This window comes from Mucilaginibacter aquatilis (genome assembly GCF_009755275.1).
GTDB lineage: Bacteria > Bacteroidota > Bacteroidia > Sphingobacteriales > Sphingobacteriaceae > Mucilaginibacter > Mucilaginibacter aquatilis.
Genome location: NZ_WQLA01000001.1, coordinates 980,971 through 988,577, shown reverse-complemented (window position 1 = coordinate 988,577; position 7,607 = coordinate 980,971). Strand labels below are relative to the sequence as shown.

The window sequence follows — 7,607 nt, the reverse complement described above, 5'->3', positions numbered from 1 at the left end:
GTAAACAAGTTCAGTGCTTTTAAAAACGCTAAAGGTGTTAAACAACTGAATGCACAGTTAAGCCGCAACCCTGCTTTAGCTAAAAGCTATGTTGAAGGTTTATACGCTTTCCAAATGAAAGACGGTCGCTTTGGATTAAAAGCAGACTACCGTATTGATTTAAACAAGATAGACTTTAAGCGTTACGCCTCATTATTAGAGAGCTTTTACAAAGAGACCGCTTTCCACAGCTTTTACATGCAGCATGAGGGTATGTACAGCGAAATGGTAGCCAAGGCAAACAATGCATTCACATTAGCAGCAGCACAAAAGTCAGTAAGTGCACAAGGTTACCAGGTAGTGGTATCAGCCTTAGCAAAAGGCACCAGCGGCATGAGCATCAAAGGCCATGCCTACACTGAGGGTGTGATCTTTGCAGGCATGCAAGCTAAACCAACTCAAGGCACTCCTGCACGGGTACTGGCCAGCAGAGAATAAGCTGCAAATAACAAAGCCCAAACAAGTTCCCTATTAAGTTTTCATATGTAATGTAGCGGTCGTTTGATTATTCAAACGGCCGTTTTTTATTTACTTAATTGCTACTTGGCTATAAAAGCTCAGTAGTATAGGTTGGGTTTGCACCACGCTGACTTGCCACAAAGCCTCCAATTTTGCATGCTTTTTCTAAAATGTCAGGCATGGGTTGGTTATTTATTAAACCGGCAACCAGCGTAGCTAGAAAGGAATCGCCCGCGCCAACGGTGTCTACCACATCAACCTTAAAACCCGGATGCTCATAAAATTCTTCATCATGCCAAATCAGTGCTCCGTTTTCGCCGCGGGTTACACATATGGTTTGTGTATGGAATTTTTTATGAAACTCAATCATTTTTTCGCGCAGTGGCGCACTGCCATGAATAAGCATGTTGGCCTCATCTTCATTCATCTTAATTACATTGCTTAATGCAGCAAGTGTTTCAATGGTATCTTGCTCAAAATGCGGCGGACGAAGATTCACATCAAATACACGTAGCGGTACAGTATATTCGCTAAGCATGTTAAGCAGGGTGTTGCGTGTTTCTGCTTGCCGGCAAGCTAAGCTGCCAAACACAATGGCTTCAGCTTTCTCAATTTGCTCGGTAAACTCATCGGTTGGCTGGATATTATCCCATGATACAGGTTGAGGAATTATATAAGTTGCATGCCCCTCATCGTTAAGCTGTACGGCAACTTCGCAAGTGGGTAAGTTTTTGTCGCTTTGAATAAGCGAAATGTCAAGCCCATTTTCAGTCAGCACGCTCAAAAGCTCATTACCCGCCTCATCAGTGCCTATGCGGCTTACCATTGTTGCGTTTGCGTTTTGCTGCAATAAATGGCGGGCTACGTTTAGCGGCGCGCCACCCACTTTTTTACCATCATCAAATGTATCCCATAAAACCTCGCCGAAGCATAAAACCTGTTTGTTCATATAAAAGTTGAGCAGATGAAAAATGTAAAACTACAAGAATAATCCATACATAATTGTTTACCTTGTGTAAATGAAAAAGTATGTTTTGTTATGCTTATTGGTATTAAGTAGCTTTTGTGTTTGGGCGCAAGACAAGCAAGCCATCCTTAACGTGCTCGAAACCCAGCGCGAGGCTTGGAACAAAGGCGACCTCGAAAGCTTTATGCAAAGTTACTGGAAATCCGACTCGCTGTTGTTTGTGGGTAAAAGCGGACCTAAATACGGCTGGCAAACTACGCTTGACAATTACCGCAAAGGTTACCCCAACAAAGTTGCAATAGGTTACCTAACCTTTAATATTTTAAAAGTAGAGTTATTAAGTGCAAGCAACGCATTCGTGCTAGGTGGCTGGCACTTAAAACGTACAAATGATAACCCTGAAGGTTATTTTACCTTGTGGCTACGCAAAATAAAAGGCGAATGGAAAGTAGTAGCCGATCATTCCTCGTGAAAATTAAAATTGTTAATTACCCAAATTAGCTCGGCACTCAACTTACCTTGGTTCGCCCGCCTGTAACGCTTTGTTTGCACGTTTTACCGCAAGTTCTTCTTTCCAATCCATATAACGTTTTTTGTAACGTTTTTTCAAAAAGCTATCAAACTTGCGTTGTACGGTAAGGTTATATAAACTTTTTGCCTTTATTGCCCACGATTTATCCCAGGCACGTAGTGATATAGAGAATGAACCATCCAGGTATTTCATCCAGTGCCAAAAGCCGGTTGGCATAAACAGCGTATCGCCATGCTCTAATATGGTTTCTTGCCCCTCAATGCCTTCTAATGCAGGGTATTTACTGAAATCCGGATTTTCAATATCGTAATCTTCTAAAGCATAAGTGGCAAAAGGAATGCGGTATAAGCGTTCTTTCCACTTGTAATCAAACAGCATAACGTGTTTGCGGCCATGAAAATGAGTATGAAATATGTGCGCCAGGTCAATATCGTAATGTAAAAAAGTGACTGAACCGGCTCCGCCAAAAAACATATTAGGGTACTTGTCTAAAAAACCGCCCATCAGATCTTTTGGCGAACGGTAATCATCTAACAGGCCCGGAGCGTGTTTAATAGGATCAAAAAGGAATATGCGTAAGTCGGTGGGCTCTTTTTGAATCAGATCAATATAGTCGCCAAACTTCATCTCGGCGGCCGATGCATTTATGGCTTTACTTGGATCGGCTTTTGAGCTATCATACAACGGTACAATTTGATCACCAACAACTTCTTTTAAATAATCAAAGGTCCATTTTTGTAACGCCGGCCAGCTTTCAGTTGCCTTACGTATAACCAAAGGTTTACGTGGCTTGAGGTAGTTATTTATAAAATCTTCTTTACTAATGGTATCTACTCTATCTATTTGCGTAAGATTCAAACCCATGCTTTTCACATCAAATTAACATACAAAACTAATGAAAATTGAAACAGCTAAACCGGTTCTATAGTTTTTGATGAATGGCTGACAAATGCTACAAATCGTTTTAAAACCATCATAATAACTTAATCATGATAAGATTAGCTCATCAGCACAATGCGTTAAAGTATTTGATTATAACAAAAAAGCCCGGCGCTCAAGGCTGTCGGGCTCATTAAATATATAAAGACCTGGTTAGTGCTTATTTGGGCATTAATACGGTATTCACTACATGTATTACACCATTTTTTTGGAAAACATCGGCAATGGTAACCCATGATTTTCCTCCTTTTTCATCAACAAGGTATAGTTTTTTACCATCGGCCATGGCAGTTAAGGTGCCGCCGCTTACGGTTTTAATTTCGGCTTTGCCACCACCTGCTTTAACCTTGGCTGCAATTTCTGCTGCGCTCCATTTACCGGCTACTACGTGGTAAGTTAGGACTTTAGTTAATGTGCTTTTGTTTTCAGGTTTAAGCAAGGTTTCAACAGTGCCTTTAGGTAACTTATCAAATGCCTCGTTGGTTGGCGCAAACACGGTAAACGGACCTGCTGATTTCAAGGTTTCTACCAAGCCGGCGGCTTTAACGGCAGCAACCAAAGTGGTCTGGTCTTTAGAGTTAACAGCGTTATCAACAATATCTTTAGTAGGATACATTGCTGCTCCGCCTACCATAACGGTTTGTGCGCTTGCCGCGGTTGCCATTGCTACAAAGGCAAAAGCCGCTAAAATTAATTTTTTCATAATAAATGATTTAGTGTGTTGAAAGAAAATACGCAGCACAGGTATTCGCGGATTTTAAAATGAAAACAACTTGTAAACACCTGTAGGTGTGAGAAGATTACGTAAATATTGAAACCGCAGAGGCGTTATTTACGTTTGCGCGCAATATTTAAAAAAAGAGCTCGGCCGCAATATGGTCTGCATAGAGCTTACCTTGTTGGGTGAGGGTAAGAATATGGTTGGTTTGTACAAGCCAGCCATTGTTTAAAAACTGCTGCGCTTCTTTCAGTAAAATATGTGCTGTACCGTTTTGAATATTTTCGAGCTTATCTAAATCAAGTCCCCACATGGTACGTACCGAGGTCATGATATACTCATTAAGCCGGTTTTCGGCTGTAAGTTCTTCCAGCTCGGCAGGTAACTCATTTTTCTCAAGCGCTGCAAGATACCTGGCATTGTTAGCCACGTTCCACTGGCGCGTGTCTCCATTATACGAATGTGCGGAAGGCCCTATGCCAACATAGGGCACACCCTTCCAGTAATTAGCATTATGCCGCGAATGCATGCCAGGTTTGCCAAAGTTTGATATTTCATAATGCTCAAAACCTTGTGTAGTTGTGCGCTCCATAAGGTGCGTAAACTGCTCGGCACTTTGACTATCGCTTACGGGAGGAGTTTGCTTTTTCTTTATTTGCGCGGCCAGGGCAGTACGGGGTTCAACCGTCATGCTATACGCTGATAAGTGAGGAACCTCCAGCTCAAACATGCGGCTTATATTATGTTCCCACTTAGCATTGCTAAGCAGCGGATAGCCGTATATCAGGTCGGTAGTTATGTTTTCAAAGCCAGCATCCTGCACCCGTTTCACTGCTGCATCGGCTTCGTTTGCACGGTGCGCCCGGTTCATCCAAATTAAATCTTCATCAAAAAAAGATTGTATGCCAATGCTGAAACGGTTAATTGCTGTTTGACGCAAAGCCTGAACTTTTTCACGGTTCAAATCATCGGGGTTAGCTTCAATGGTAATTTCGGCGTTGCCGGAAACGCTGTGGTGACGCCCTATAGTATCAAGCAAAAAACTGATCTCGCCCGCATCAAGCACTGAGGGTGTTCCTCCACCAAAATATATGGTTTCGATAGGAGCCTGCGCAAGGTAGTCTTTTTGTAATCCTATTTCTTTAGCGAGCGACTGTACAATTTCGTTACGGTACTTTAGCGAGGTGGAGAAATGAAAATCGCAGTAATGGCAGGCCTGCTTGCAAAAAGGAATGTGAATATATATACCTGCCATAATGTTACAAAGATACAAAGCAGTGCTATTGCTAAGTTATAGCTACCTGATTTTAATATTTACGTGACAGGAACTTATTAGCAATACATGATTTGAATCAGCATTGTAGAACTTTAAATCAACTACTTTTGCTAAGTAATATTAAATTTGCAAGCCTCTACAGTTATTTGTCGAGGACATCATATATATGCGTAAACACATCAAACTTCACGCACGCAGAGCCCGCTACATCATCTACAAAGAAACTTTAGTTGATTTTAAAGAGCATTTCTGGACTTTCATTGGCTCGTTTACAGGCATAGCCTTACTTGGTTTACTTAACAGCGAGTATTTTACACTTTATGATAATCTGTTTATCATAGGGTCGTTTGGTGCCTCGTCGGTTTTAATTTATGGTGTTATAAACAGTCCATTGGCTCAACCCCGCAATTTAATAGGCGGGCATGTGGTAAGTGCATTTGTTGGTGTAACGGTTTTTAAATTTGTTCCGTGTGATGTTTGGTTTACTTCGGCCTTAGCGGTTTCGCTGGCCATTGTATTTATGCAAATTACCAAAACTTTGCATCCCCCCGGAGGTGCTACTGCACTTATTGCCAATATAGGCTCGGCTAAAATTAAGGCGTTAGGCTACATTTATGTGCTTAGTCCGGTACTATCAGGCGTGTTAATATTACTGCTGGTGGCCATAATTTGTAATAATGCTACCCCCCACCGTAGTTATCCTCACAATAAAAAGTGGTTTAAATTCTGGAAGCGGAGTTACAGGTACATGCGGCATCAATAGCGGTACAGTAAATATTGGTTCAACGCTATTGTTAAAGGCTGTTAAAGCACTTACAGCTTTTTTATATCTTTGCAGCGGTGCTGCGTAACATACTTCTATATTTTATTTTCTTTACCGGTTCGTGTTTGAGCGCGTTTGCACAAACCGATTCCAGCGAATTGTACACACAGCCCGATACCGTACAACAACCACGCATTTACAAGCCTAAGCCTGCAGCAGCCGGTTTGCTTGACTCTGTGGCCAATGCCCTGGCAGCCCGCGAGTACTTTGTAGGCGATTCCCTTTCAAAAATATTTATTGTAAAGCCAGATTCGCTCAGGCATAATAAGTTTTATGATACATTGCTCGAAACGCAATTTTACAGTGACTATGGCTTTATAAGGCAGCCCGGTAAATTAAAGAGCCAGCTGCGCGAAGGGAGCGCCCGCCGCACACGAGACCAATGGGTAATTGTAATTATAGTTGCTTTACTGGTTTATACGGCTATACTTAACCGCGCCATGAGTAAAGATGTTAAAAGCGTGGTGCAATCATTTTATAATACGCGTGTGCTTACTCAAATAAGCCGCGAAGACAGTTTGCTTAACTCGTGGGCGTTTGTAGGGTTGTTTATATTATTTGGTTTTACCTTTGGTTTATTTATTTACCAGTTAACCCAATATTACGAAGTTTACTATAGCATAAGCGGCATACAGCTTTTTGTATCATTTGCATTACTTATACTGGTACTATTTGCGGTTAAGCTGTTTATATTAAGATTTTTGGGCTTTGTATTTAAAAACAGCCGACTGGTTGATGAGTATATTTCAATATTATACTTAACTTATTTTAATATAACATTTGTGTTTTTACCGGTATCTCTTTGCTTTAGCTTACTTGCTGCGGCATACATACCTTATATATTAACCGGCGCTTTTGCGTTGGTAGTTGTAATATTTGTTTGGCAATACCTGCGCAGCAGCGTAAATATAATTTCAAACATAAGATTTCATAAGTTTTATTTATTTACCTATCTTTGTGCCCTCGAAATTTGCCCTATTTTGATATTAATAAAGGCACTTAACAATTAGGACTTAGGTAGTTAACATTAGATAAATTGGAAGACAGAAAGAAAAAGGTTAAAAGTATATTGGTTACTTTGCCTAAACCTGAGAATGACAAAAATCCATATGCTGAACTGGCTAAGAAACTTAACCTGAAGATCGATTTCCGTTCGTTTATTCATGTTGAGGGTGTGCCTGCAAAGGATTTTCGTAAAGAGAAAATTAACCTGGCTGATTTTACAGCCGTAATATTCACCAGCCGTAACTCTGCCGATCATTTTTTCCGTATTTGCGAAGAAATGCGTTTTGAGGTGCCGGTAGATATGAAGTATTTCTGCCTTTCTGAAACCATTGCACTTTATCTTCAAAAATATATCCAATATCGCAAGCGTAAGATATTTTTTGGCAAGCAAACAGCTGCCGATTTGGCTGAGGTATTAAAGAAGCATTCGAGCGAAAAATTCCTTTACCCTTGCTCTGATGTTGCTGCTGAGGAAACTCAAAAGTTTTTGGCCGAAAACGGTTATAACTTCACACCTGCAGTACTGTTCCGCACCGTATGCAGCGACCTGAGTGATTTGGCAGAGGTGTTTTATGACGTTATTGCTTTCTTCAGCCCGTCAAGCATACTGTCATTATACCAAAACTTTCCTGATTTTAAGCAGAATAATACCCGTATTGCGGCCTTTGGTGCAACTACACATAAAGCCGTGTTAGATGCAGGGTTGATACTCGACATTCCGGCTCCTACACCGGGTGCTCCGTCAATGACTATGGCTATAGAACAATACGTTAAGCAAGCCAATAAGTAATTTCATTTTTGCTGTAATTTACCGTAACCTTAAGGGTGTTTTAACCGTATAAGACGTGT

Annotated in this window: 9 protein-coding genes; 5 read left to right on the top strand and 4 right to left on the bottom strand. The window is 41.0% G+C overall.

The annotated features are described in order from the left end of the window. Positions 1 to 477: DUF4932 domain-containing protein (locus tag GO816_RS04460; protein ID WP_157540132.1), on the top strand; the 477-nt coding region annotated here is incomplete at its 5' end. Between the two features lie 109 nt (positions 478 to 586). On the opposite strand, the gene GO816_RS04455 is transcribed toward GO816_RS04460, so the two are convergent. Next, positions 587 to 1,447 carry a carbohydrate kinase family protein gene (locus GO816_RS04455; protein WP_157540131.1) on the bottom strand — a complete coding sequence of 287 codons (861 nt, stop codon included), beginning with the start codon at positions 1,445 to 1,447 and terminating at the stop codon, positions 587 to 589. 70 nt (positions 1,448 to 1,517) lie between these two features. On the opposite strand from GO816_RS04455, the gene GO816_RS04450 reads away from it, so the two are divergent. After that, a complete protein-coding gene (locus GO816_RS04450) occupies positions 1,518 to 1,937 on the top strand; it encodes a YybH family protein (RefSeq protein ID WP_157540130.1) in 420 nt (139 codons plus the stop codon). A gap of 42 nt (positions 1,938 to 1,979) precedes the next feature. On the opposite strand, the gene GO816_RS04445 is transcribed toward GO816_RS04450, so the two are convergent. The 3 genes from GO816_RS04445 to hemW all read right to left on the bottom strand — a co-directional run bounded on the left by GO816_RS04445 (position 1,980) and on the right by hemW (position 4,909). Continuing rightward, entirely contained in the window at positions 1,980 to 2,861 is an 882-nt protein-coding gene (locus GO816_RS04445) for a cupin-like domain-containing protein (RefSeq protein ID WP_157540129.1), read from the bottom strand. 235 nt (positions 2,862 to 3,096) lie between these two features. Beyond that, a complete protein-coding gene (locus GO816_RS04440; protein WP_157540128.1) occupies positions 3,097 to 3,639 on the bottom strand; it encodes a fasciclin domain-containing protein in 543 nt (180 codons plus the stop codon). A gap of 148 nt (positions 3,640 to 3,787) precedes the next feature. Next, positions 3,788 to 4,909, bottom strand: coding sequence for a radical SAM family heme chaperone HemW (gene hemW / locus GO816_RS04435; protein WP_157540127.1), 1,122 nt, complete (start codon positions 4,907 to 4,909; stop codon positions 3,788 to 3,790). Positions 4,910 to 5,096: 187 nt separating this feature from the next. Between hemW and GO816_RS04430 the strand changes: the two genes are divergently transcribed. From GO816_RS04430 to GO816_RS04420, 3 genes are all read left to right on the top strand, one after another. Then, positions 5,097 to 5,693: an HPP family protein gene (locus GO816_RS04430; protein WP_157540126.1), complete on the top strand. Its 597-nt coding sequence runs from the start codon at positions 5,097 to 5,099 to the stop codon at positions 5,691 to 5,693. Positions 5,694 to 5,818: 125 nt separating this feature from the next. After that, the gene (locus tag GO816_RS04425) at positions 5,819 to 6,763 is read left to right on the top strand and encodes a DUF4271 domain-containing protein (protein ID WP_198171411.1); all 945 of its coding nucleotides are present in this window, start codon (positions 5,819 to 5,821) and stop codon (positions 6,761 to 6,763) included. A 26-nt stretch (positions 6,764 to 6,789) separates the two neighbouring features. Beyond that, positions 6,790 to 7,548, top strand: a complete 759-nt coding sequence (locus GO816_RS04420) for a uroporphyrinogen-III synthase (protein ID WP_157540124.1) — start codon at positions 6,790 to 6,792, stop codon at positions 7,546 to 7,548. The last annotated feature ends 59 nt before the right edge of the window (positions 7,549 to 7,607 follow it).

Bases quoted from the DNA above. Each gene is read 5' to 3' on its own strand.
- GO816_RS04455 (WP_157540131.1), bottom strand. From the start codon at position 1,447: ATGAACAAACAGGTTTTATGCTTCGGCGAGGTTTTATGGGATACATTT.
- GO816_RS04450 (WP_157540130.1), top strand. From the start codon at position 1,518: ATGAAAAAGTATGTTTTGTTATGCTTATTGGTATTAAGTAGCTTTTGT.
- GO816_RS04445 (WP_157540129.1), bottom strand. From the start codon at position 2,861: ATGGGTTTGAATCTTACGCAAATAGATAGAGTAGATACCATTAGTAAA.
- GO816_RS04440 (WP_157540128.1), bottom strand. From the start codon at position 3,639: ATGAAAAAATTAATTTTAGCGGCTTTTGCCTTTGTAGCAATGGCAACC.
- hemW (WP_157540127.1), bottom strand. From the start codon at position 4,909: ATGGCAGGTATATATATTCACATTCCTTTTTGCAAGCAGGCCTGCCAT.
- GO816_RS04430 (WP_157540126.1), top strand. From the start codon at position 5,097: ATGCGTAAACACATCAAACTTCACGCACGCAGAGCCCGCTACATCATC.